Genomic DNA, 25634 nt, shown 5'->3' on the forward strand with positions numbered 1-25634 from the left:
CGCCCATTCGGGCGGAGATGCCCCTCCAACGGCTCAGCGCGGGCTCGGTCAGGCCTGGTCCGGCATCCCCCGCTCTCGTGGGCGCCCGAGGTCGCCGTCATCCTTCGGGCAGGGCCGTCGGCGCCGCGGCAGGCCCTCCGGCGGCGGGGAACCGGTCGGAGGAGATCCGCTGCCGGAAGACGTGGTAGGTCCAGCCCTGGTAGCAGAGGACGACGGGGAGCAGGACGAGGGCGACCACGGTCATGACCTTGAGCGCGTAGGGGCCGGACGCGGTGTTGTGGACGGTCAGGTCGAAGGCGCTGCCCGTGCTGGAGACCATCACCCTGGGATAGAGCTCGGTGAAGAGCGACGCCACGGTTCCGGCGATCGCGAAAGCGGTGGCACAGAACGCCCAGCCGTCGTGGCCGCCGCTGATCAGCCAGGCCGCGGCGGCGACGGCGACGACGGTGGCGAGTTCGGTGAGGTTGAGGAGGACGCCGCCGCTCGCGAGGGAGCGGGTCCAGAAGACGTAGGCGAGGACCACCAGACCGGCGGGCAGGACGGTGAGCCGCGCCAGTCGGCGGGCCCTCTCGCGGATGTCCCCGCTGGTCTTCAGCGAGAGGAAGGTCGCACCGTGCAGGAGGCAGAGCACGGTGAGAGTGATCCCGGTGAAGACGCCGTAGCCGGTGAACAGGTCGGCGAAGGTGCCCGTGTACTCCTGGCCGTGGCCGATGGGCACGCCGTGCAGCAGGTCACCGAGGGCGATGCCGAGCACCAGGGGCACGGTCACGCTGCTCGCGGTCAGCAGGACGGTCCAGTTCCGTCGCCATCGCGCGCTGTCGACGCGGCCGCGGTACTCGATGGCGATGCCGCGGACGATGAGTCCGGCCAGAAGGAGCACGAGAGCGAGATAGAAGCCGGAGAACAGGGTGGCGTACCAGCCCGGGAAGGCGGCGAACATCGCGGCGCCGGCGGTGACCAGCCAGACCTCGTTGCCGTCCCATACCGGTCCGATGGTGTGCAGCACGGCCTGGCGGCGCGATTCGTCGCGGGAGAGCAGTCCGTGGAGCATGCCGACCCCGAGGTCGAAGCCCTCCAGGACGAAGAAGCCCGTCCACAGCACGGTGACGAGGATGAACCAGAGGGTGGTGAATGCCATCGCGGGCCTTCCGGCGGCTCGGGACCTCAGTAGGTCATCTCGGATGCGGGCTGGTCGTCCTGGTGCAGGGGGCCGGTGCCCTTGCGCGTGTGGCGTGTCATCAGCACGGCGGCGATCACGGCCATCGCGGCGTAGAGGAGGAAGAAGGCCACGATGCTGATGGCGACCTCGGTGGTGCTGACGGAGGAGGAGACCCCGTTCTTCGTCAACTGGATGCCCTGCACGATCCAGGGCTGGCGTCCGTTCTCGGTGAGGAGCCAGCCTGAGGTGTTGATGAGGAACGGCAGCACCACGGCCCACACCGCCGCGGTCAGGAACCAGCGTGAGCGCGTGAGCCGTTCGCGCCGCAGCAGCCACAGACCCCACACTCCGAGGAGGAGGGCGAGCGAGGCGAGGTAGGCCATGACGCGCATCGCCCAGTACTGGATGAAGACGTTGGGCACGTAGTCGCCCGGACCGTAGGCCTGCTGGTACTGGCTGTTGACCTCGTTGAGGCCGAGGACCTTGCCGTTCCAGTGGTTGGTGGCGAGCAGGGAGAGCAGGTGGGGGATCTCCAGGACCTTGGTGGGCGTCTGGTCGTTGTTGCCGCCGCCGATCTGGAAGAGGGAGAAGGAGCAGGGCTGGCAGGTCTCCCACTGCGCCTCGGCCGCCGCGATCTTCATCGGCTGGTACTTGCCCTCGGTCACGCCGAGTTCGCTGCCGACGAGCATGTTGAACATCAGGGCCGGCACGAGGATGAACAGCGACAGGCGCGCTGACAGCCGGAACCCCGAGGCCGCCTCCTTCGCGGCGTCCGGGGCGCCCTCGTCCTGAACCTCGGCCTGGACCTCAGCCCCGACCGGGGTGGCCTTGTCGCCCTCGACGCTGCCCTTGTCCTCGCGGAGGACCTTGCGCAGATGCCAGGCGGACACGGAGAGCATGACCATCGAGCCGGTGACCAGCGCGGCCAGCAGTACGTGCAGGTAGCCGCGAAGGAAGACGGGGTTGGTGAACAGGGCCCAGACGTCGTCGAGCTGCGGGCGGCCGGTGGACGGGTCGACCTTGTAGCCGACCGGGTGCTGCATCCACGAGTTCGCGGCCATGATGAACAGCGCCGACAGTGCGCTGCCGGCCGCCACCGCCCAGATGGTCGCCAGGTGGACGCGCTTGGACAGTTTGTCCCAGCCGAAGATCCACAGGCCGAGGAACGTCGACTCCAGGAAGAACGCGGCGAGGCCTTCCATCGCCAGGGGCGCTCCGAACACGTCACCGACCGTGCGGGAGTAGCCCGACCAGTCCATACCGAACTGGAACTCCTGGACCAGACCGGTCACCACGCCGACGGCGACGTTGATCACCAGCAGGGTCCCGAAGAACCGTGTCAGCCGCAGGTACGCGACCTTCCCTCCCCGGTACCAGGCCGTCTGGAGCAGGGCCGTCAGCAGGCTCAGCCCGATGGTCACCGGGACGAACAGGAAGTGGTAGATCGACGTCATCGCGAACTGCAGCCGCGCCAAGTCCAGCTGGCTCATCTGCCCTCATCCATCGGATCGCACTGCGACGCAGCTGATGCGGCCGCCCAGACAAACACACTGGTTCCCTGGCAGTCGGCAAACCGTGCTCGTGAAAGACCGCGGCCATTCGTTCGGGTGATTCGCGCCGTCGTCACTGTCGTCACCGTCGTGGTCGGCGGCGGTGCCGTCGTCCTGGCCGTCAACGTGCCTGCCCGGCAACGGCGCGGACGTTCCGGGTCACCCGGACGGCTTCGTGGCGGTGCGTGCCGTACGCAGGTGTAGTGGATTGGACCTCGACGTGACTGCCTCATCCCTACGGCCGGTCCGGGTACGGCGTGCTCGGCGGATGCTCTGAAGGCAACCGTCGTCGGCGTCGAGTCGGGCACCATCGGATTTCAAGATCCCCTGCAGGCGGGGCACAGGGCTTGTGGACGCGCTTGAGATCCCGCGGCCCCGAGCGGTGGAAGGAGGACGACCGCCATGACCGACGAGGACATCCTCCTGGGCATCGCCCTGACCGTCGCCCTCGCCACGGGCTCGCAGATCCTCGCCAACAAGCTGCGCGTCCCCGCGCTGATCATCCTCCTGCCCGTCGGCTTCACGGCGGGCGCCCTGACCGACATCATCCACCCCGGGCGCCTCATCGGCCCGGACTTCCCCGCGCTGGTCTCGCTGTCCGTCGCCGTGATCCTCTACGACGCGGGTCTCGGGCTGAACCTGCGCAACCTCACCGGCCGTACCCGCTCGACCGTCGTGCGGCTGCTGGTCATCGGCATCCTGGTCACCTTTCTCGCCGTCGCCGCCATCGGGCCGGCCCTGTTCGGCATCCCGCTGCGGGGTGCCGCGATGATCGGCATGATCCTCGTCGTCTCCGGTCCCACCGTCGTCGGCCCGCTGCTCGAGTACGTCCGGCCGACGGACAGGCTGCGGCGCATCCTGATCTGGGAAGGAACGCTGACCGACCCGATCGGCGCCATCCTCGGAGCGGTCGTCTTCCACGCCGTCGCGACCTCCCACCGGGTCGACATCGGCCGGGGCTACCAGATCGGACAGTTCCTCATCAGCGTAGGAGTCGGTCTCGTGGGTGGTGCGGTGGGCACCGCCATCCTCTGGCTGACCCTGAACAAACTGCGACTCGGTGAAACGCTCGGCACCCTCGCCCAGTTGGCGACGGTGATCCTCGTCTCCGCGGGCTGCGACATCGTCCGTGACGACACCGGCCTCATCGCCGCCATCTTCACCGGACTCGCCATCACCAACCTGCGGGGGATGGACATGCCGGCCCGCCGGCCCTTCCTCGAGACACTCGTCCAGATGATCATCGGCCTGCTGTTCATCTCCATCTCCTCCGCGGTCACCCCCGACTCCGTGGTGCCCGTGCTCGTCCCCTCGCTGATCCTGATCGCCGTGCTCGTCCTCCTGGTCCGGCCGCTCATCGCGTACGCCTCCGCATGGGGTTCCGACCTGACGGTGGGCGAATGGGGCTTCATCGGGTGGATGGCACCGCGCGGCATCGTCGCCGCCTCGACCGCGTCCGCCTTCTCCGCCACCCTCGTGGCGAAGGGACTGCCCGGCGCGTCCAAGATCCTTCCGATCACCTTCCTCGTGATCGTGGGGACGGTCCTGCTCTACGCCCTGACCGCCGCGCCCGTGGCCCGGAAGCTCGGCGTCGTCCAGTCCGCGCGGACACGGCCGCTCCTGGTGGGCGGAGCCCCCTGGGTCATCGGCCTGGGGAAGGCACTGGAGGCCGCCGGACTCCACGTCCTGATGTGGGCCGGACTGGACGAGGAACGCGAGCGGATCGCCGCGGCCGGAATCGAACTCGCTCACGGGGAGATGCTGGCGACCGCGACCAATCCCCGGGCCCGTCTGGAAGGCGTGACGGCGGTGTTCCTGCTCACCGACGACGACGATTTCAACGCCCTGGCCTCCGTCGTCATCAAGGACAACGTGCGAGGGCCCGTCTACCGGGTGGGGCCGCCGCGGGACAGCCACGGCGTGGTCGCCCCCTACACCGGCGGCGACATCCTCTTCGGCCACCCGCTCGTCCGGCACCGCCTGGCGGCTCGCTACGAGCAGGGTGCCCGCTTCCACGTCCAGCCCGGATCCCAGCCGATCCCCTCGGACCGCGACATCCTGTTCGTGGTCCGGGCCGACGGCCGGCTGGTTCCGGTCACCGGCGCGCAGACGATCACACCACAGCCGGGCGACACCGCCGTACTGATGGGCTCCGTATGACCTCGTGGGCCACCCGCTTCCGGCTGCGGCAGTACGCCAAGGCGAGTCTGTGGATCGTCCCCCTCTTCGGGCTCGTGCTCGGCGTCGCCCTCGCCGAGGCCGCGGCCGCCGTGGACGGGGCGTCCTGGCTGCCGAAGACCTGGGACTACTCCGCGTCGACGGCGAGCAGTGTCCTCAGCTCCGTGGTCGGCGCGATGATCGCGCTGCTCGGGTTCGTCGTCACCATCGGGGTCCTCGTCATCCAGCAGGCCACCGGCACCCTCTCACCGCGCTACATGCGGCTCTGGTACCGCGACCGGTTGCAGAAGGCCGTGCTGGCCACCTTCACCGGCACCTTCGCGTTCGCCTACACACTGCTGCGGAGCATCGAGACCGACTCCGTGCCCAACCTCGGTGTGACCCTGGCCGGTATCGCCGTGTCCGTGAGTCTCCTGCTCCTGCTGATCTACCTCAACCGCTTCACCCACAACCTGCGGCCGGTGGCCATCGCCGACATCGTGGGACGCCTGGGCGAACAGGTCCTCGACCGCATGGCGGCCCATGTACGGAGCACCGGGGTGTCCGACGGGGTCCCACCAGCGGCCGGCCCGGTGGCCCGCATCCGGTCGGAACGCGGCGGTGTCATCCAGGCGCTCGACGCACCTGGCATGGTCTCGCTCGCGGCGCGGCACGACTGCGTGTTCGTGCTGGCCGCGTCGGTCGGCGACTTCGTCCCGCCCAGTGGCACCGTCGTCGAGATCCACGGCGGTGCGCCCGCGCCCGACCCGCGCCTGGTGACCGGCCTCCTCGCCCTCGGCGCGGAGCGGACCATCGAGCAGGACCCGGCCTTCGCCCTGCGCATCCTGGTCGACATCGCCATCCGCGCCCTCTCGCCCGCGGTCAACGACCCCACCACGGCCATCCAGGTGCTGAACCACATCGAGGCGTTCCTGCACGCCGTCGGACGTGCGGGAACGCGCGGTCACTACGTGCTCGCCGACGAGCGTGGACGGCCACGCGTCGTGGTGCCCGGCCGGCCCTGGGAGAACTACCTGGAGCTCGCGGTCACCGAGATCCGCGACTACGGCGCGACCTCCGTCCAGGTCTGCCGACGGCTCCGGGCCCTCCTCGAAGGTCTCCTCGCGGCGCTGCCGGACGCTTGCGGGCCCGCTCTCCGTGCCGAACTAGGACTCCTCGACGACGCGGTCGAGAGGGAGTTCGCCGACGCCCCCCGCCGGGCCGACGCACGGACGGCCGACCCCCAGGGCATCGGGGGGCGGCGCCGCCAGGACGCGCCCCCCGATGTGTCACCGCCCGGCGAGCCCGGCCCGTAGGACGGTCGCAGGGCGTTCCTCGCTCAGCTCAGGCGTTCCGCGATGTGGTCGCCGACCCGAAGGGCGTTGGCGATGGCGGTCAGCGACGGGTTCACCGCGCCGATGCTCGGGAAGAAGCTGGTGTCGACGACGTAGAGGTTGTCGAGATCGTGGGCCTTGCAATCGACATCGAGGGCCGAAGACTGCGGGTCCGTGCCGAAGCGCACGGTGCCCGCCTGGTGGGCGGTGGCGCCGATCGGCATGCCTTTGTGCAGGTAGAGGCTGTGCGGCAGCAAGTGGTGGGGGTGCATGCCCAGATGGCCGAGCATCTTCTGGAGTTTGTGCTGAAGACGCGTCAGCCCTTCGGTGTTGTTCTTCTCGTCCAGGGCGAGGTGAATGTCACCGTTGCCGTCGAGCGTGACCCGGTTGTCGGGGTGAGGAAGATCCTCACCGCAGAGCCAGAAGTCCACCGCGTGATGGGCCAGCACCTCGAAGGGAAGATCCGGCGAGGCCATGCCCGCCCACCGCGGTGCCTCGCCGCGGATCTGGTCGGTGTCCGACTTGCCGAGCATCTGGATTCCGCCCAGCGGGTAGTCCCAGTCGTCCGCGCCCAGATACCAGTCGTTCAGGGCGAGGGTCTTCTGGAACTGGGTGTCGTTGGGTTCCTTCGACACCGCCATCAGCGCGAGGTTGTTGTGCCGCATGTAGTGGCGGCCCACCACGCCCGAACTGTTGGCGAGGCCGTCCGGATGGCCGTCGTTCGCCGAACGCAACAGCAGGGCGGCGGAGTTGACGGCGCCACAGGCCACCACCACGATGTCGGCGGAGTACTGTGCGACCGTCCCGTCGGCGAGTTCGGCGATCACCTTGTCGACGCTGCGGCCGGTCGGCCCGGTCTCCAGCTTGCGAACGTTCGCCCCGGTGATCATGGTGACGTTGTCGTGCTCCAGAGCCGGGTCGACGCAGATGACCTGGGCGTCGGCCTTGCCCTGCACCAGGCACGGGAACCCGTCGACCCGGTTGCAGCGGATGCACACGCTTCCGTGGGCCGCGCCCCCGTCGGCGTCCTGGGTGAGGTTGACGCCGATCGGCAGGTGGAAGGGGTGCAGACCCTGCTTCTCCAGGTCGTCGCTGAGCTGCTGGATCCGTGGCTCGTGCTGCACCGGCGGATACGCGTACTGGGCACTGACCGGCCCCTCACCCGGGTCCTCGCCGTGCCGGCCATGCACCAGGTACAGGTGTTCGGCCTGGGTGTAGTAGGGCTCCAGATCCTCGTAACGGATCGGCCAGGCCGGGGAGATGCCGCCATGGTGACGCAACTCGCCGAAATCCTCGGGGCGCAGACGGAACAGCGCGGCGCCGTAGAACTTGGTGTTGCCGCCCACGTAGTAGTTCACCTCGGGCGGGAACTTCTCGCCGTGCTTGTCGTACCAGAATTCCGGTGCGCGGTATTTGCCCTTGACGAAGACCGCGGTGGACTCCCAGTTGTCCCGCTCGCGCGGCAGGTATCCGCCGCGTTCGAGGATCAGGACACGCTTGCCGGAGGGAGCGAGGCGATGGGCGAGCGTGCCGCCGCCTGCTCCGGTGCCGATGACGATGACGTCGTAGTGCTCGGTTCCTGTCATGGGGGGTGCCTCGGATCATGGGGGGATGGGTGCGGGCAGACCGGGACCAGTCGGCTCGTGGGTCATTCGCGGGTCGTTCGTGGTCGTTCGCGGGTCAGAGGACGGCGATCGGGTTGACGGGTGAGCCGGTGGCCGCGGGGAGCCGCAAGGGTGCGACGACGCAGAGGAACGACCAGCGGTCCGCCTCCTCGCAGAGCGGCACCAGGTCCTCGAACCGCAGGTAGTCCATGAAGTGCAGCCCGAGGGCGTGGATGCCCAGGACGTGCACGGGGAAGTCCACGCCCTCGGTGAGGCTGGGAGCCGTGTCGTTGTTCCCGTCGCTGCCCAGTACGGCGACCCGGCGCTCGGCCAGGAATTCCATGGCGGCCGGGTGCAGGCCGGCCCGGCTGCGCGAGGCGTCCCACGGCCCTGCCTCCTCACGCCTGCGGCGGTGGCCGACCCGCACGAGGAGGATGTCCCCGGCCCCGACCCGCACGCCCTGGGCGGCCTCGGCGGCTCCGAGGTCGTCGGCGGTGACGTGGTCGCCGGGCTCCAGCCACGGCACGCCCCGCAGCCGCGGGATGTCGAGCAGGACGCCACGGCCGACGATTCCGTTGCGAACCAGGTCGACGGACAGAGCCGTGGCGCCCTCCGCCGTCACGGTGCTCGCCGGGACGCCGCCGTACAGCGTGCCGTCGAAGACGACGTGACACAGAGCGTCGAGGTGGCTGTCCGCGTCGCCGTGAACGTTCATGGCGAAGTGGTCGGTGGCGAAGTGCAGCTCTCTGTCCGCGGTTTCGGCCTCGGGGCCGCTGGTGAGCCGGTGGCCGGCCGGGTGCGGATTGTCGGGACCCGCGCCGGTCTCGATCGGGGACGACAGGGACACCGTCTGGCCGGAGAGGACCTCGGCCGCCGCGGCGAGAACTCGCGCCGGTGTGATGGTGGACAGCGCCCCGCGGCCGCCGGCGGAGGCCGGCGGTCCGGCGGCCTCCGCCTGCTGCCGCAGGCGCGCGTACAGGGCGTCGAAGGCGGCTCGGCTCTGCGGGCGGCCGTCAGGGTTCGGCGCGCCCGGACCCGGTTGCCCGGGTTCCGGCTCAGCCACGTTGCCGCTGCCGGTTGATGGCCTCGTCCAGGGTCGACGCCGCCATGATGAGCGACAGATGGGTGAACGCCTGCGGGAAGTTGCCGAGTTGCTCGCCACTCGGGCCGATCTCCTCGGCGAACAGGCCGACATGGTTGGCGTAGGTATGCATCTTCTCGAAGGTGTAGCGGGCCGGACTGATCCGCCCGGCGCGGGCCAGGGCGTCGACGTAGAGGTAGGTGCAGAGGCTGAAGGTCCCCTCCGAGCCGCGGAGACCGTCGGGGGAGGCGGCCGGGTCGTACCGGTACACGAGACTGTCCGAGACGAGCTTGCGCTCCATGGCGTCCAGGGTGGAGAGCCAGCCGGGGCTCTTCGCGGCGAGAAACCCGACGCGCGGGATCAACAGGAGGGAGGCGTCCAGGACGTCTCCGCCGTAGTGCTGCACCAGGGCCTGCTCGGTCTGGCTCCAGCCCTTGTCCATCACCTGTTCGAGGATGCTGTCGCGGGCGTTGCGCCAGCGCGGGATGTCGGCGGGCCGGCTGAGTTCCGTGGCCAGGCGCAGGCCCCGGTCGAAGGCGACCCAGCACATCACCCGGCTGAACGTGAAGTCGCTGCGGCCCCCTCGCGTCTCCCAGACGCCTTCGTCCGGACGGTCCCAGTTGTCGGACAGCCAGTCCAGCGTCCGCGCGAGCCCCTTCCAGCCGTGGAAGCCCAGCTCCTCGCTGACATCCATGCCCTCGGCCATCGCGTAGATGGCCTCGCCGTAGATGTCGAGCTGCAACTGGTCCGCGGCGGCGTTGCCGGCTCGTACGGGCCGTGATCCCCGGTACCCCTCCCAGTGGTCGAGGATCTCCTCGGTCAGGTGCGGGTCCCCGTCCACCCGGTACATGATCTGCAGCCGCTCGCCGGGCAGGTCCGCCCGGTCGCGCATCCGCTCGCCCAGCCACTTGGTGAACGCCGACGCCTCCTCGGCGAAACCGAGGTCGAGCAGGGCGCGCACGGAGAGGGACCCGTCCCGCACCCACGAATACCGGTAGTCCCAGTTGCGCTCGCCGCCGACCTGCTCCGGCAGACCCATGGTGGCGGCGGCGACCGGCGCACCCGTCGGGTGGTAGGTCAGAAGTTTGAGCGTGATGGCGGAGCGGTTCACCATCTCGGCCCAGCGCCCCCGGTAGTGGGAGGTGTGCAGCCACCTCTGCCAGAAGTCCACCTCACGCCACAGCGACTCCGTCACGCCGTCGACCGTGAGCGGAGGCGGCGCCTCGCCGTCGACGGCGCACGTCGTGAACACGGCGACGGCCGACTCTCCGACGCCGAGCGTGACCGCGCCTTTCACGTCGTGCCCGTCCCGTACCAGCGGAAAGGACGTCTGCAGGTGTCCCGCGATCCCGGGCCCCCGGAACACCGCCTCCTGGGCCCGTAGATCCAGCTCGTGGTCGGCCCGGCCGTAGTCGAACCGCGGCCTGCACTCCAGCAGGAACCGCACGGTGCCGCGCACCACGCGAATCACCCGCGTCAGGCTGTGCCGGTCGGTGGGGGTGCGGCTGGTGTTCGCGGGCATCCAGTCGATGACCTCGCCGACGCCCTCCGGCGACATGAACCGCGTGACCAGCACACCGGTGTCCGGGTAGTAGAGCTGTTTGCACGTGACGTCCGAGTGCTCCGGCGAAAGCCGGAAATACCCGCCGCGGTCGTGATCGAGCAGCGAGGCGAAGACACTCGGCGAGTCGAATCTCGGCGAGCAGAACCAGTTCACCACGCCCTCGGACGACACCAGGGCGGCGGTCTGCAGGTCGCCCACCAGTCCGTGGTTGGCGATGGGGGGATAGCGGTCCATGAGCGTCCAATCAAGGAGGTTCCGGCGCGGTCCACTATCTGACAGGCCGTGCGCGGGCGCCTCTCGGCGTCACGGACGGTCGCATCAGGCCATGGACGACGGCCCGCAGTGCCCACGAGCCCGGATGTTCCGCGCCGCCTGCCTCCATTTCCGCCGCTCCACGGTGAGGCGGCACTCCCAGTCGGGCCGTACGGGCTACCGGGCGTCAGGCTGCCCGGTCCCCGGTAGGGGCCGATCGGCCCAGGCCAGGGCCGATCGGCCCCTACCAGGGACCTGCGGCCCCTGCGCGACGAGCCCATCGGACGCGACGCTTGAACCGGAACCCCGGTTCAGGAGGTGGACGTCATGCCCCGCACTGTCGGCGCAGGCCTCGACGGCTCCCTGGAGAGCCTCGCCGCCGCCGAATGGGCCGCCCGTGAGGCGCGGCTGCGCGGACTGCGGTTGCAGCCGGTCCACGTACGGGAACCGGTCCCGGCCCCCATGGCCCAGGCGCCGTTGCCCGGCGCCGAGACTCGCCGGCACCGGAGCGGGGGAAGCGGGACGGGGGTAGCCCCGTCCGAAGGCCGGGGGAGGCCGAGACCGGGGCCGACCGGCCCATGCGGTGCACCCGGTCAGCCCCTGGGGCATGCCCCAGGATCGCCGGATGCTCGAAGTGCCGACAGGTTTCGAGGAGGCCCGTGATGACGGACGACGACCGCCCCCCGGTGCACGCGCTGCTTCAGGACGGCACCACGGTGTGCATACGCTCCGTGCTGCCGGGCGACCACGAGCAGCTGCACGGTCTGTACGAGGAGATGTCCCCGGACAACCTCCGCCTCCGGTTCTTCGCCGCGAGCCACCGCTCCGCCGAGACGGCCGCCGACAGGGCCTGTGCCCCGCCGCGGCCCGGCTACCGGGCGCTGCTCGCCGAGACACTGGGCCAGGTCATCGGTCTCGCCGAGTACGAGACCGGGGACGCGGCCGGGGACGCGGCCGGTGACGGAGCGGGCACGGCCGAGATCTCCATCGCGGTCGCCGACGGGCTGCACCACCGGGGCGTCGGCACCCTGCTCGTCGAGCACCTGGTCTCCGCCGCCCGCGCGGAGGGCGTCCGCGCCTTCACCGCCGACGCGCTGTCCGAGAACCACGAGGTGCTGCGGCTCTTCGCCGACCTCGGTCTGCGCACGTCCCGGCACTTCGAGGGCCCCGAAGTGCGCTGCACGATCGAGCTGGCCGAGGACGGCGCCTACCTCGGTGCCGTCGAGACACGCGGCCGGGGTGCCGACGTGGCGAGCCTGGAGCCGCTGCTGCGTCCCGACGTCGTTGCGGTGATCGGCGCGGGACGCCGGTCAGGATCGGTGGGCCGGGCCCTCCTGCACCACCTGCACGCGGGCGGCTTCAAACGCCGGCTGTTCGCCGTGAACCCCGGCGTGAACTCGATCCTCGGTGTGCCGTCCTTCCCCTCGGTCAGCGCCCTGCCCCGCGTTCCCGACCTCGCGGTCCTCGCGATCCCGGCCTCCGCCGTGCCCGCCACCGCCGAGGAATGCGGCAAGGCCGGGGTACGGGCCCTGCTGGTGGTGACGGCCGGGCTGGACGCGGGCCAGGGCAAGGCACTGCTGGACGCGTGCCGCACGTACGGCATGCGGCTCGTCGGGCCGAACTGCCTCGGTGTCTCCAACACCGACCCGGAACTCGTCCTCGACGCCACCTTCGCCGCCGGCCACCCGCGCCCCGGGACGGCGGGGATCGCCGTGCAGTCGGGCGGTGTCGGCATCGCCCTGCTCGACGGGCTGTCCCGGCTCGGCATCGGCGTCTCCTCCTTCGCCTCGCTGGGCGACAAGTACGACGTCAGCGGCAACGACATGCTCCAGTGGTGGGAGAGCGACGGGCGCACCGACCTCGCCCTGCTGCACCTGGAGTCGTTCGGCAACCCCCGCGCCTTCTCCCGCACCGCGCGCCGCGTGACCCGCCGTATGCCCGTCCTCACCGTCGACGCGGGCCGCACCGACGCGGGCCGCCGCGCCGCCGCCTCGCACACCGCGGCCGCCGCCACCCTCACCATGACCAGGCAGGCCCTGTTCACCCAGGCCGGCATCACCGCCACCCGCTCGGTGGGCGAACTCCTGGAAACCGCGGCCCTGTTGCACGCGCAGCCGTTGCCCTCCGGCAGCCGCGTCGCGATCGTCACCAACGCGGGCGGCGCGGGCGTCCTCACCGCCGACGCCTGCGCGGAGGCCGGACTCTCCCTTCCGGCCCTGACGCCCGAGCTGAGGGACGACCTGCTCGGTGTGCTCCCGGAGGGCGCCGCCGTGGGCAACCCCGTCGATGCCACCGCCGCCGTGAGCGAGGAGCAGCTCAGGGAATGCGTGGAGCGGGTCGCCCGGCACGCGGGGATCGACGCGGTCCTGGTGGCCCTTGTTCCCACCGCCGTCGCCGCGGCGACCGGCGACGACCTGGTCCGGGCGCTCACCGCCGGGCCCGCACGACGGGAACGTCCTGTCGCCGTCGTACGACTGGAGCAGGCCCTGCCGGTCGAGCTGCTGCCCACCGCTGACGGCGGCACCATTCCGTCGTACTCCGAACCCGGCGCGGTGGCACGGGCGTTGGCGCACGCCGCCCACCGTGCGGCCTGGCTGAGCCGGCCCGCCGGAACCGTCCCCGACCTCGCGGACATCGACAGCGCACGCGCCCGAACGGTCGTCGCGGACTTCCTCGCGGCGCAGCCCGACGGCGGCTGGCTCGACCCTCGTACCTGCGCCGAACTGCTCGCCTGCTACGGCGTTCCGCAGCTGAACTGGGCCTGGGCCGAGACCGAGGACGACGCGGTCGTCGCCGCCGAACGGCTGCGCGGGCCCGACGGCCGTGTCGTCATGAAGGCCCACTGGCCCGGTCTGCTCCACAAGAGCGAACAGCGCGCCGTGCATCTCGACCTCCAGGGCGACGCCCAAGTGCGTTCCGCCTTCCGGGACTTCGAGACCCGGTTCGCCGGACTCATGACCGGAGCGGTCGTCCAGCCGCTCGCCGCGCGCGGCACCGAACTGTTCGCCGGGGTCGTCCAGGACGAGGTCTTCGGACCCCTGGTCCTGTTCGGTCTCGGCGGTACGGCGACGGAGGTGCTGGCCGACCACGCGGCCCGCCTCGCTCCCCTGACCGACCACGACGTCCACGACCTGATCACCTCGCCGCACTGCGCGCCCCTGCTCTTCGGCGCGCACGGCTCCGGACCGGTGGACCTCGAAGGCCTGGAACAGGTGCTGCTGCGCCTGTCCCGCATGGCGAGCGATCTTCCGCAGCTCGCCGAAGCCGACTTCAACCCCGTCCTCGCGACCCCCGGCGCGGTCAGTGTGCTCGACGCACGCGTCCGCCTGCTGCCGCGCCGCGCACAGGACCCCTATCTGCGCCGACTGCAGGGGGGAACGGACACGAAGGCTGAGCGTTGATCCCTTGGAGGCCGGCCGGCAACGAGGTCCTTGGAGGCCGGCCGGCAAGCAACGAGGGCCAGCCGGCAAGCAACGAGGGGATGCTCTCGCACGATGGCCGTGCCGCCCCCTGAGGGATCGACACGGCACCGCACTTGTGGCCGTTTCACCGCTCCCGGGTGCGCTCCGGGCCTGTGAGGTCGAAGCCGACGTCCACCACTCCTTCGACGGCCCGCACCAGACGGGCGGCCACCGGCACCAGCGCTGTGTCGCGGACGCGCCCGGTGAGGGTGACGACACCGCCCCGCACCTCGACGCGGACCGGCGGGGGCGCCCCGTGGAAGAGGTAGGACACGATCTCCCTGCGCACCTCCTCGGCGATGTCCTCGTCACTGCGCAGGAACACCTTGAGGAGGTCGCCGCGGCTGACGACGCCCTCGAGGCCGCCGGTCTCGTCGACGACGGGCAGCCGCTTGACCTTGGCGTGCGCCATGATGCGGGCCGCCTGCGCCAGGGGCGCGTTCGCGCGCACGGTGACCGCCGGAGACGTCATCAGCTCCTCAGCGGTCAGTCCGCCGGCCTTGGCAAGATCGTTCAGCCGCCGCAGTTGCGTCTCGCGGTCGGGGTCGCCGTCGCGGAACTCCTCCTTGGGCAGCAGATCGGCCTCGGAGACGACGCCGATCACCCGGCTCTCGCCCTCGACGACGGGCAGGGCACTGACCTGCCACTGCTCCATCAGTTGCACGATCTCCTTGAAACCGGCCCCGCGGCCGATGGCGGCGACGGTGTGGGTCATCACGTCGCTCACGATGTGCGGACTGCCGTGCACGGTGACTCCTTGATCGGTTCCGGAAACGTCGGTCAGCGGAGGTCGCCGCTGCCGTACGGGGCGTAGAGGTCGAGCAGCCGGGCCCGGGTAGACTGGAGCCGGTGGGCGACGATCTCGCCGGTCCACTGGGTTATGGCGACGCCGAATCCGGGATCGGCTCGGCACATCGCCCTGACGGTCTCCGCGTCGAACTCGTAGGCGCGCACCGGGCTGGTCGCCTTGGCGCCCAGATGCCAGGTGTGCGGGTGGAACAGCCAGGACCAGCCGACGAGTTCGTTGTGTCCGAGGATTTCGACGACGGCCGCTCGGCGGCCCGGCACTCGTAGGTCGAGGGCCACCGTTCCGGTCCGGATGATCCAGAACCGGTCGGCGAGCCGGCCTTCCGCGAACAGGCAGGCGCCTGCCGGGAAGGACACCTCGCGGGCCACCCGCATCAGCCGTTCCCGGTGCTCGGTGGGCAGCGCCCTCAGCGTGGTGGATGTGGTGGTGGAAGTGTTCATGATCCTGCCTCTTCCTGGCACGCGACCCTCCCACCCCCAATCTCTGCCCGTGTCCCGCCCACCGCCATGGGCCACCCGGCCCCCGCAGCGGGCCGCATGGCATCGGCGGGGGCCGATCGGCCCGGCGGAGGGTACTGCCCGGCCCCTGCGCCCGGCCCTCGACCCGTACCAGGCTCGACGGGAGAAGGGATTCCGCAGGCGGCGGTGACCACCGCGAGGTCTGTGGGCTCTCCGCCGAGCGCACGACGCCGGAGGTGCGGATCATGCTTCGACCGGTCGCGGCGGGGACCGACGGGTCCCCGGAGAGTCTGGCCGCCGCGCACCGGGCGGCCCGCTGGGCCCTGCGCCGGAACACGGTGGTTCCGTCGCCGTCGTCCGTACGTCCGAACACACCCGGAGAGTGAAGGACATGACCCGCTACGTGTACGAATTCGCCGACGGGGGCCGTGACATGGCGGACCTGCTCGGCGGCAAGGGAGCCAACCTCGCGGAGATGACCCGGTTGGGACTCCCCGTACCGCCCGGCTTCACCGTCACGACCACCGCGTGCCGCGAGTACCTGGCCACCGGAGAGGAACCGGGCGAGCTGGGCGCACAAGTCGTGCACGCGCTCGCCGAGTTGGAGCGGAGCACCGGTCGTGAGATCGGCGGACGGGACAACCCGCTGCTGCTCTCGGTCCGTTCGGGCAGCAAGTTCTCGATGCCCGGGATGATGGAGACCATCCTCGACATCGGCCTCGGGGACGAGTCCGTCCTCGGCCTCGCCAAGGTCACCGGCAGCGAGCACGTCGCATGGGACTCCTACCGCAGGCTCCTCCAGATGTACGGCCGCACGGTGCTCGGTATCGCGCCGGAACGCTTCGACCGGCACGCCGGCGGAGGCGACCCCGCGGCGCTCGTCGAGCACTTCAAGCAGGTCGTCCGCGACGCGACCGGCGAGGAGTTCCCGCAGGACCCGGCCGAGCAGCTCCAGCAGGCGATCCGCGCCGTCTTCGACTCCTGGAACGGTGAGCGCGCCCGCCTCTACCGCCGCCGCGAGCACATCCCCGACGACCTCGGGACCGCCGTCAACATCCAGGTGATGGTCCTCGGCAATCTCGGCCCGGACTCCGGCACGGGCGTCGCCTTCACCCGCGACCCGGCCACCGGCGCCCGGGGCGTCTACGGCGACTACCTTCCCGACGCGCAGGGCGAGGACGTCGTCGCCGGCATCCGCAACGCCGTCCCGCTCGCCGAACTGGAGCGCCTCGACCCGGCCTCCTACCGTCGACTCCTCCAGCACATGGAGACCTTGGAACACCACTACCGGGACCTGTGCGACATCGAGTTCACCGTCGAGCGCGGCAGGCTCTGGATGCTCCAGACCAGGGTCGGCAAGCGCACCGCCGAGGCCGCCTTCCGGATCGCGGAGGCGCTCGTCGACGAGAAGCTGATCGACGAGGACGAAGCGCTGGCCCGGGTCGGCGGGGCGCAGCTGGCACGGCTGATGTTCCCCCGGTTCGAGGCGCACGCCGAGGCCACGCCGTTGGCCCAGGGTGTCCCCGCCTCGCCCGGCGCCGCGGTCGGCGCGATCGTCTTCGACTCGGCGGAGGCCGTGCGGCGCGCGGACGCGGGGGAGCACGTCGTCCTCGTACGGCGCGAGACGACGCCCGACGACCTGCCCGGGATGGTCGCGGCCGAGGCCGTACTGACCAGCCGGGGCGGCAAGACCAGCCACGCCGCCGTCGTCGCCCGCGGCATGGGCAAGGTCTGTGTGTGCGGCGCCGAGGAACTGACGGTGGACGTCGCGTCCCGCACCCTCACCGCACCCGACGGGACCGTGCTCACCGAGGGCACCGTGATCTCCGTGGACGGCACGGCGGGCACCGTCCATCTCGGCGCCCTGCCGCTGACCGACTCCCCGGTCGGGCACTTCCTCGACACCGGAGAGGGCGACGGCGCGCTGACCGACGCGGTCGCGCGTACTCTCCGGCACGCCGACTCCGTACGGCACTTGGAGGTGCGCGCCAACGCCGACACCCCCGAGGATGCGGCCCGCGCCCGCCGCTACGGTGCCCAGGGCATCGGGCTGTGCCGCACCGAGCACATGTTCCTCGGCGAGCGGCGGAGCCTGGTCGAGGCGATGATCCTCGCCGGGGACGAGACCGGACGGCGTGCCGCCCTGGACGCCCTGCTGCCCCTGCAGCGGGGCGACTTCACCGGGATCCTCGCCGCGATGGACGGGCTCCCGGTGACGATCCGGCTCATCGACCCGCCGCTGCACGAGTTCCTGCCCGACCGCACCGAGCTGGCCGTCCGTCTCGCCACCCGGCCCACCGAGCACGACCGCCGTCTGCTCGCCGCGGTCGAGCGCATGCACGAGTCCAACCCCATGCTCGGACTGCGTGGTGTCCGCCTCGGACTCGTCGTCCCCGGCCTGGTCGAGATGCAGGTACGGGCGATCGCCGAAGCCGTGGTGGAACGGATCCGCGCCGGGGGAGAACCCCACGCGGAGATCATGGTCCCCCTGGTCGGCACGGTGGAGGAGCTTCGGATCGTCCGCGCCGCGGCGGAACGCGTCCTCGCCGACGTCTCACGGGAGTCCGGGCTCACCGTCGAGTGCCCCGTCGGCACGATGATCGAGCTGCCCCGGGCCGCGCTGACCGCGGGCCGGATCGCCGAGGCCGCCGACTTCTTCTCCTTCGGCACCAACGACCTGACCCAGACGGCCTGGGGCCTGTCCCGCGACGACGTCGAGGCGTCCTTCTTCCCGGCCTATCTGGCGCAGGGCGTCTTCGTCGTCTCGCCGTTCGAGACCCTCGACCGGGACGGCGTCGGACGTCTGGTGCGTATCGCCGTCGAGGAAGGCCGCGCCGCCCACCCCGGCCTGAAGATCGGCGTCTGCGGCGAACACGGCGGCGACCCCGACTCCATCCACTTCTTCCACGACATCGGCCTCGACTACGTCTCCTGTTCGCCGTTCCGCGTCCCGGCCGCCCGTCTCGAAGCCGGCCGGGCCTCGCTCGCCGACGGAAGGGACGGCGCGTCGGCTTCGACCTAGGGTGACCCTCACCCTCGCCCTCACCCTGACCGCGACCGTGCGGCAGGCCGGCCTCGGGGCGCCCCCGCGCATGTGCGGGGGCGCCCCGCGGCGCTCCCGCGTGCGGGAGCGAGCGCTCCACCGATGGGGCCGGCCGACCCACCGACTGCCGATCGACGGACACCGCCCGGCCCACCCACTGCCGTTCGGACGACACCGGCCGACCACCCACGGCCGGTCGGCGGACACCCTCCGACCGGGGCCGTGAAGTCCCTGTCCATGTAGGCCAGTTGGTCCCGTTCCAGGACCAGCGGCCCCTCCTTGCGCAGCCGGGCGGACACGAGACTGATCACGTATCCATCAAGGAGGCCATCACATGTCCCGCACCATCGTCGTCGGTCTGGACGGTTCGCCCGAGAGTCTCGCGGCGGCCGACTGGGCGGCTCGTGAAGCCCTGCGCACGGACGCCCACCTGCGTGTCGTGCACGCCTGGCAGTGGCACCCCTACATCTACGCCCCGCTCGTCGGCGTCGCCGTTCCGGCGCCGGAGGACGATCCGCAGCGCGAGTGGGCCGAACGTCTGCCGCACGAGACCGCGGCCCAGCTGGCTGCCGTTCATCCGGGCCTGTCGGTCAGCGCCGAGCGCGTCGCCGAGCAGCCTGTCACCGTGCTCCTTGCCATGGCCGAGGACGCGGAACTGCTGGTCCTCGGGTCCAGGGGGCTGAGCGGAGTCGCCGGATTCCTGACGGGTTCCGTCGGGCAGGCCGTGGTGGCCAGGAGCCGCACGCCGATCGTCCTCGTACGCGCGGCAGAAGGTTCCGAGGGCGTGCGCGAAATCCGGCATGTGGTCCTCGGCCTCGACCTGGAGCACTCGGACGCATCCGTGATCGAATTCGCCTTCGCGGCGGCGGCTCGCAGGACGGCGGACCTGCGCGTCGTCCATGGCTGGAGTCTGCCGGCCTACTACGGCTACAGCGGAGCCACCGACGCGGGGGCCGATGCGGAACTGTTCGCCGAGGCACAGCGGCGCCTGACCGACGTGCTGCATCCCTGGCGTGAGAAGTTCCCCTGCGTCCAGGTTCACGAGCAGGCCGTGGTGGGCGGTGCGGGCCCCCACCTCGTGGACGCTTCACGCGACGCGGAACTGGTCGTGGTCGGTCGCCGCCACCGGCAGACTCCGGTCGGCACTCACATCGGACCGGTGACCCAGGCGGTGCTGCACCACTCCGTCGCACCGGTCGCGGTCGTCCCGCACGAGTGAGCGCCCCGGTCGGGGAAGTGCCGTGAGGGGCCCGGGGTACTCGACCCGGGCCCCTCATGCCGGGACGAGGTCCGGTCGGGAACCGCGGCGCCTTTGCGCGGTGGCGGGGGCCGTCCGGTCCCCCGGTGGGGACCGGACGGCCCATGCGCGGAGCATCCGCCCCGGTCAGGCTGGAGCTACCACGTCAAGTCTCGACTTGAAGGGGATCGTCATGAAGGCACTCGTGTTCCACGGCCCGGGAAGCTCCGCGTGGGAGAGCGTGGCGGATCCCGGTATCGAAGAGGCCACCGACGCCGTCGTCCGGGTCGACACCGTCACCATCTGCGGCACCGACCTGCACATCCTCAAGGGCGACGTGCCGGAGGTGACCCCTGGCACGGTCCTCGGCCACGAGGCCGTCGGTGAGATCGTCGAAGTCGGCGGCGACGTGCGCACGGTCCGGCCGGGCGATCGTGTCCTGGTCTCCTGCATCACGGCGTGCGGCCGCTGCCGCTTCTGCCGGGAGGGTGCCTACGGCCAGTGCCGCGCCGGCGGCGGCTGGATCCTCGGCCACCTGATCAACGGCACACAGGCCGAGTACGTCCGGGTCCCGCACGCGGACCTGTCCACACATCTCCTGCCCGGGGCCGTGGACAGCAAGGACGCGGTCCTGCTGGCCGACATCTTCCCCACCGCCTACGAGGTCGGCGTGCTCAACGGGCGGGTACGCCCCGGAGACACCGTCGCCGTCGTGGGAGCGGGGCCCATCGGGCTCGCCGCGATCGCGACGGCGGGCCTCTACTCACCCGAGAAGATCATCGCCGTCGATCTCGCTCCGGCCCGGCTCGACGCGGCCAAGCGCCTCGGCGCCGACGCCGTCGCGACGGGCGAGGAGGCCGAGCAGCTCGTCTCCGATCTCACCGACGGGCTCGGAGCCGACGTCGTCATCGAAGCGGTCGGTGTCCCGGAGAGCTTCGAGATGTGCACGCGCATGGTGCGGCCCGGCGGACACGTCGCCAACGTCGGCGTGCACGGCAGGCCCGCGACCCTGCACCTCGAAAGCCTGTGGATCAAGAACGTGACGATCACCACCGGCCTGGTCGACACCCACTCCACCCCCACTCTGCTGCGCATGATGGCCGCGGGCCGGCTTCCGGCCGCGTCCCTCGTCACCCACACGTTCCCGCTGGACCGCATGGAGGAGGCGTACGACGTCTTCGCACGGGCCGCCGACACGGGCGCCCTCAAGGTGGTTCTCGGTGAACCGCAGCACGACGCGCTGACGGTCAGGACGCCCTGACGGAAGGAAGCGAAGGTCATGTCCGAACAGACACGAAGCGGCACGCTCACCGCGACACCGCGGGACGAGGGCACACCCTGGCCCACGTCGGTCGCGACAGCAGTCGCCGGGGAGACACCCCGGCCGACGGTCCGCACGGCCGCTTCGGCCGCGGCGGCACCGGGCGACATCGGGCGGCGCATCGCGGCGCGACGTGAGGAACTCGGCCTGACCCGGGAGGACACGGCCGCCCGCGCGGGCACAGCCGCCGGTTACCTTCGGTACCTGGAAGAACAGTCCACGGCGAGACCCGGAACCAGCGTCCTGATCCGGCTCGCGGGCGCCCTCGACACGAGCGTCGCCGCCCTGTACGGCGGAGAATCCGGCCTGCCGCCCGGCCTCGGCCAGGCCGCCGGCCACGCCGAACTGATCGAGCTCGGTCCCGAGGACTGCCTGGAACGACTGTCGACGCACGGCGTCGGAAGGCTCGCCACCGATACCCCGGGCGGCCTTGTCATCCTCCCCGTCAACTACAGCGTCGTCGATGGCGCGATCACCTTCAGGACCGCGCCGGGTTCGACGATCGCGGCAGCGGTCGGATCGAACGTCGCTTTCCAGGTCGATCACGTCGACGAGGCCCTCAGCCAGGGCTGGAGCGTACTCGTCCAGGGCAGCGCCCGGGCCGTGACCGACCCGGACGTCAGGCGCCGGCTCGACGCCCTCGCCTACAGCCGTCCCTGGGCCGGCGGCGAAGCGCGCGACCTGTGGGTACGCGTCGAACCGGACCGGATCAGCGGACGCCGGATCGCGGTGGGGTGATTCAGGCCCTGCGCGCAGAGCAGCCGGAAGGAATGACCTTCTCCGTTCCCCGGAGACCGGCAGGGCCGATGAGCCGTGGCCCCGATTGTTGTCCCGCCACAGGTGGAAGCGTCGCTTGCGGCCGAAGCGCTGTACCGCGTGAGAGTTGACCCCGCTGATGAATCCCAACGACGGATTTCGTGAACTCGGCCGGCAGGAATGCCTGGACCGGCTCGGTGACGCGCCCATCGGCAGGGTCGTCCACACACGAGACGCCCTGCCCGCGGTCCTGCCGGTCAACTTCTGTCTCGACGCCGACTCCGCCGTCGTCCTGCGGACGTCGGCGGACTCGGAACTGGCCCGCACCATCGACGGCGTCGTGGTGGCGTTCGAAGCCGACGCGGTGGACGCGACCGCGCACTCCGGCTGGAGCGTCGTCGTGACCGGCCACGCCCTGGTGGTGACCGATCCCGCCGAGCATGATCGCCTGGCCCGGTCAGGACCTCGTTCCTGGGTGCCCTCTCCCCGCGAGGTCTTCATCCGGATCGCGCCCGAACTGGTCACCGGCCGGGAGCTCGTCGGCGGCCGCACACAGTACGGCGTGGAGCGGACTTTCTGACGTCCGCCATCGCGGGGTGGGCCGAACGGCCCCTCGGACGAGGGCGTTCGGCGCCCCGGCCGGTGCTGTCCGGCCCTCGTCCCGGCCACCCCGAACGACAAGTATCGACGGTGCAGGACATTCCGAGCAGCGTGAGGGGAGACCGGCGATGACCACGACAGCGACGGCTGGGAGCCGGACGGGTGAGGCATGGCGGGGCTTCGCCGGCACGGCGTGGCGCGAGCGCGTCGACGTCCGCGACTTCATCCAGGCCAACTACACGCCCTACGAAGGAGACGCGGCCTTCCTGACCGGCCCGACGGAGCGCACCCGTGCCGTCTGGGGCACGGTCAGCGCACTGTTCCCGGAGGAGCGGCGCAGGGGAATCCTCGACGTCGACACCGCGACCCCCTCCACGATCACCTCGCACGCGCCCGGATACATCGACCGTGAGCGGGAGTTGATCGTCGGTCTGCAGACCGACGCGCCGCTGAAGCGCGCCATCATGCCCAACGGCGGTCTGCGGATGGTCGAGAACGGGCTGAAGGCGTACGGCTACGAGCCCGACGAGTTCGTCACCCGCGTCTTCGGGACCTACCGCAAGACCCACAACGACGGCGTCTTCGACGCCTACACCCCCGCGATGCGCGCCGCCCGCAAGGCCGGCATCATCACGGGTCTGCCCGACGCGTACGGCCGCGGCCGGATCATCGGCGACTACCGGCGGGTGGCGCTGTACGGAACGGCCCGGCTCATCGCCGCCAAGCGCGCGGAACGCGCCGGACTCGACGCCGCGCCGTCGACCGAGCACATCATCCGCGACCGCGAGGAACTCGCCGAGCAGATCAAGGCGCTGGACGAGCTGACCCGGATGGCCGCGACGTACGGCTGCGACGTCTCCCGCCCCGCCGGCACCGCCCACGAGGCCGTGCAATGGCTCTACTTGGGCTATCTCGCCGCCGTGAAGGAGCAGAACGGCGCGGCGATGTCGCTGGGCCGCACCTCGACCTTCCTGGACGTCTACCTCCAGCGTGACCTGGCCGCGGGCGTCCTCGACGAGACCCACGCCCAGGAACTGATCGACGACTTCGTGATCAAGCTGCGCATCGTACGGTTCCTGCGCACCCCCGAGTACGACGCCCTGTTCTCCGGTGACCCGACGTGGGTCACCGAATCCATCGGCGGCATCGGCGAGGACGGCCGCCCGCTCGTCACCCGCACCTCCTTCCGCTTCCTGCAGACCCTCTACAACCTGGGTCCGGCCCCCGAACCCAACCTCACCGTGCTGTGGTCGCCCCGACTCCCGTCCGGCTTCAAGGAGTTCTGCGCGAAGGTCTCCATCGACACCAGCGCCGTCCAGTACGAGTCCGACGACCTGACGCGGCCCCGCACCGGCGACGACACCGCGATCGCCTGCTGTGTCTCCGCGATGGCCGTCGGCAGGCAGATGCAGTTCTTCGGAGCCCGCGTCAATCTCGCCAAGGCCCTGCTCTACGCGGTCAACGGCGGCCGGGACGAGATCAGCGGCGAGCGGATCGCCCCCGAGACGCCGCCCCTGACCGGCGAGTTTCTGGAGTACGAGGAGCTGTCGAAGGCGTACGACGGGATGCTGGACTGGCTGGCGGAGACCTACGTCAACGCGCTCAACGTCATCCACTACATGCACGACAAGTACGCCTACGAGCGGGTCGAGATGGCGCTCCACGACTATCCCGTGCACCGCTTCATGGCGTGCGGGATCGCCGGCCTCTCCGTCGCGGCAGACAGCCTGTCCGCCGCCAAGTACGCCCGGGTCAAGGTGATCCGGGACGAGAACGGGCTGGCCGTGGACTACGAGATCGAGGGCGACTACCCGGCGTACGGGAACAACGACGACCGGGCGGACGCCATCGCCGTCGGCCTGGTGGACTCCTTCATGACGAAGGTGCGCGAGCACCCCACCTACCGGGACGCCGAACACACCCAGTCGGTGCTGACGATCACCTCGAACGTCGTCTACGGCAAGCACACCGGCAACACACCCGACGGCCGCCGAGCGGGACAGCCCTTCGCCCCAGGCGCCAACCCGATGAACGGCCGCGACCGGCACGGGGTGGCCGCCTCCGCGCTCTCCGTCGCCAAACTGCCCTACGAGCACGCCCGCGACGGCATCTCGCTGACGACGACGATCACCCCGGAGGGTTTGGGACACGTGCCCGTCGAGCGCGTCGGCCATCTGGTCGGCATCCTCGACGCGTACACGGCCTCCGGCGGCTTCCACATGAACGTCAACGTCCTGGACCGGGCCACCCTGGAGGACGCGATGGAACACCCGGACAAGTACCCGGAGTTGACCATCCGGGTGTCCGGCTACGCCGTCAACTTCGTCCGCCTGACCCGGGAACAGCAGCTCGACGTGATCAGCCGCACCTTCCACGGAACGCTGTGAGGACGATGACGACGGGCCGGATCCACTCCTGGGACCTGTCCACCGGCGTGGACGGTCCCGGGACCCGGTTCGTCCTCTTCGTCAGCGGCTGCCCGCTGCGCTGCCTCTACTGCGCCAACCCCGACACCTGGCACATGCGGGACGGGCGGGAGGTCACCGTCGACGAGGTGATGGCGGAGATCGAGAAGTACCGGCCGTTCGTCACCACCGCCGGGGGAGGCGTGACCGTCACGGGTGGCGAGCCGCTCCTCCAGCCCGCCTTCACCGGCGAGCTGCTGCGGCGCTGCAAGGAAGCCGGGCTGCACACCGCCCTGGACACCTCCGGCTTCCTGGGCGCCCGCGCGACCGACCGGCTCCTCGCCGACACCGACCTGGTGCTGCTCGACATCAAGTCCTTCGACGTCGCCGCCTACCGCCGGCTCACCGGCGGCGAACTCGCCCCCACCCTCAACTTCGCCACCCGGCTGGACCGTCTCGGCATCCCGGTATGGATCCGCTACGTCCTCGTCCCCGGCCGGACCGACGCCCCCGAGCCCATCGACGGACTGGCCCGATTCCTCTCCGGCCTCGGGAACGTCGACCGCGTGGACGTCCTCCCCTTCCACAAACTGGGCGCCCCCAAGTACGAGGCCCTGGGCATCCCCTTCCCCTTGCAGGACAACCCCGTTCCCGACCCCGCCCTGACCGAACGTGTCCGGGGTCAGTTCAGGGCCCGCGGTCTGTCCGCCAACTGAGAGCCGAGTGCCGGGTACGGCTCCCGGCCCTGGCCGTCGGGAGCCTCACGTCCGACGGACACGTGACCCGACGCGAGAGTTGACGTGCCCGAAGCGCCACCTTGAGCCCAACGGCCATGGAGAACAGG

At 70.9% G+C, this 25634-nt stretch carries 17 protein-coding genes and 1 pseudogene; 11 read left to right on the forward strand and 7 right to left on the reverse strand.

What is annotated here, in order from left to right:
* Positions 1 to 97: 97 nt before the first annotated feature.
* Together cydB and OG410_RS36640 are read right to left on the reverse strand one after the other, a co-directional pair.
* A complete protein-coding gene (gene cydB / locus OG410_RS36635) occupies positions 98 to 1138 on the reverse strand; it encodes a cytochrome d ubiquinol oxidase subunit II (RefSeq protein ID WP_329303079.1) in 1041 nt (346 codons plus the stop codon).
* A 26-nt stretch (positions 1139 to 1164) separates the two neighbouring features.
* Positions 1165 to 2649, reverse strand: coding sequence for a cytochrome ubiquinol oxidase subunit I (locus OG410_RS36640; protein WP_329303080.1), 1485 nt, complete (start codon positions 2647 to 2649; stop codon positions 1165 to 1167).
* 462 nt (positions 2650 to 3111) lie between these two features.
* On the opposite strand from OG410_RS36640, the gene OG410_RS36645 reads away from it, so the two are divergent.
* Both OG410_RS36645 and OG410_RS36650 read left to right on the forward strand, forming a co-directional pair.
* Positions 3112 to 4869, forward strand: a complete 1758-nt coding sequence (locus OG410_RS36645) for a cation:proton antiporter (RefSeq protein WP_329303081.1) — start codon at positions 3112 to 3114, stop codon at positions 4867 to 4869.
* Positions 4866 to 6182 carry a DUF2254 domain-containing protein gene (locus OG410_RS36650; protein WP_329303082.1) on the forward strand — a complete coding sequence of 439 codons (1317 nt, stop codon included), beginning with the start codon at positions 4866 to 4868 and terminating at the stop codon, positions 6180 to 6182. The genes OG410_RS36645 and OG410_RS36650 overlap by 4 nt, the downstream gene beginning before the upstream one ends.
* Positions 6183 to 6205: 23 nt before the next feature.
* On the opposite strand, the gene OG410_RS36655 is transcribed toward OG410_RS36650, so the two are convergent.
* The 3 genes from OG410_RS36655 to OG410_RS36665 form a co-directional block, all read right to left on the reverse strand.
* Positions 6206 to 7786, reverse strand: a complete 1581-nt coding sequence (locus OG410_RS36655) for a GMC family oxidoreductase (RefSeq protein ID WP_329303083.1) — start codon at positions 7784 to 7786, stop codon at positions 6206 to 6208.
* Between the two features lie 94 nt (positions 7787 to 7880).
* Positions 7881 to 8867 carry a cyclase family protein gene (locus OG410_RS36660; protein WP_443063841.1) on the reverse strand — a complete coding sequence of 329 codons (987 nt, stop codon included), beginning with the start codon at positions 8865 to 8867 and terminating at the stop codon, positions 7881 to 7883.
* Positions 8860 to 10683 (reverse strand): glycoside hydrolase family 15 protein, encoded by a 1824-nt coding sequence (locus tag OG410_RS36665; protein WP_329303084.1) that lies wholly within the window; start codon positions 10681 to 10683, stop codon positions 8860 to 8862. The genes OG410_RS36660 and OG410_RS36665 overlap by 8 nt, the downstream gene beginning before the upstream one ends.
* Before the next feature lie 345 nt (positions 10684 to 11028).
* Here OG410_RS36665 and OG410_RS36670 point away from each other — a divergent pair.
* Together OG410_RS36670 and OG410_RS36675 are read left to right on the forward strand one after the other, a co-directional pair.
* Positions 11029 to 11205 (forward strand): annotated as a pseudogene (locus tag OG410_RS36670) (universal stress protein); the annotation flags it as partial.
* 158 nt (positions 11206 to 11363) lie between these two features.
* Positions 11364 to 14102 (forward strand): bifunctional acetate--CoA ligase family protein/GNAT family N-acetyltransferase, encoded by a 2739-nt coding sequence (locus tag OG410_RS36675; RefSeq protein ID WP_329303085.1) that lies wholly within the window; start codon positions 11364 to 11366, stop codon positions 14100 to 14102.
* A 145-nt stretch (positions 14103 to 14247) separates the two neighbouring features.
* Here OG410_RS36675 and OG410_RS36680 read toward each other — a convergent pair whose 3' ends face one another.
* Entirely contained in the window at positions 14248 to 14910 is a 663-nt protein-coding gene (locus tag OG410_RS36680) for a CBS domain-containing protein (RefSeq protein WP_329303086.1), read from the reverse strand.
* Positions 14911 to 14942: 32 nt separating this feature from the next.
* Positions 14943 to 15410 carry a cyclic nucleotide-binding domain-containing protein gene (locus OG410_RS36685; RefSeq protein WP_329303087.1) on the reverse strand — a complete coding sequence of 156 codons (468 nt, stop codon included), beginning with the start codon at positions 15408 to 15410 and terminating at the stop codon, positions 14943 to 14945.
* 409 nt (positions 15411 to 15819) lie between these two features.
* Between OG410_RS36685 and ppdK the strand changes: the two genes are divergently transcribed.
* The 7 genes from ppdK to pflA all read left to right on the forward strand — a co-directional run bounded on the left by ppdK (position 15820) and on the right by pflA (position 25506).
* Entirely contained in the window at positions 15820 to 18450 is a 2631-nt protein-coding gene (ppdK, locus tag OG410_RS36690; protein ID WP_329303088.1) for a pyruvate, phosphate dikinase, read from the forward strand.
* Positions 18451 to 18805: 355 nt separating this feature from the next.
* Positions 18806 to 19690, forward strand: a complete 885-nt coding sequence (locus OG410_RS36695) for a universal stress protein (RefSeq protein WP_329303089.1) — start codon at positions 18806 to 18808, stop codon at positions 19688 to 19690.
* A gap of 211 nt (positions 19691 to 19901) precedes the next feature.
* Complete coding sequence (locus OG410_RS36700; protein WP_329303090.1) at positions 19902 to 20969, forward strand: zinc-dependent alcohol dehydrogenase family protein; 1068 nt, start codon at positions 19902 to 19904, stop codon at positions 20967 to 20969.
* Positions 20970 to 20987: 18 nt separating this feature from the next.
* Positions 20988 to 21767 carry a helix-turn-helix domain-containing protein gene (locus tag OG410_RS36705; protein ID WP_329303091.1) on the forward strand — a complete coding sequence of 260 codons (780 nt, stop codon included), beginning with the start codon at positions 20988 to 20990 and terminating at the stop codon, positions 21765 to 21767.
* A gap of 157 nt (positions 21768 to 21924) precedes the next feature.
* Positions 21925 to 22365: a pyridoxamine 5'-phosphate oxidase family protein gene (locus tag OG410_RS36710; RefSeq protein WP_329303092.1), complete on the forward strand. Its 441-nt coding sequence runs from the start codon at positions 21925 to 21927 to the stop codon at positions 22363 to 22365.
* Between the two features lie 148 nt (positions 22366 to 22513).
* Positions 22514 to 24772 (forward strand): formate C-acetyltransferase, encoded by a 2259-nt coding sequence (gene pflB / locus OG410_RS36715; protein WP_329303093.1) that lies wholly within the window; start codon positions 22514 to 22516, stop codon positions 24770 to 24772.
* A gap of 5 nt (positions 24773 to 24777) precedes the next feature.
* Positions 24778 to 25506, forward strand: a complete 729-nt coding sequence (pflA, locus tag OG410_RS36720) for a pyruvate formate-lyase-activating protein (protein WP_329303094.1) — start codon at positions 24778 to 24780, stop codon at positions 25504 to 25506.
* The last annotated feature ends 128 nt before the right edge of the window (positions 25507 to 25634 follow it).

Origin of the sequence: Streptomyces sp. NBC_00659 (assembly GCF_036226925.1) — a bacterium.
GTDB lineage: Bacteria > Actinomycetota > Actinomycetes > Streptomycetales > Streptomycetaceae > Streptomyces.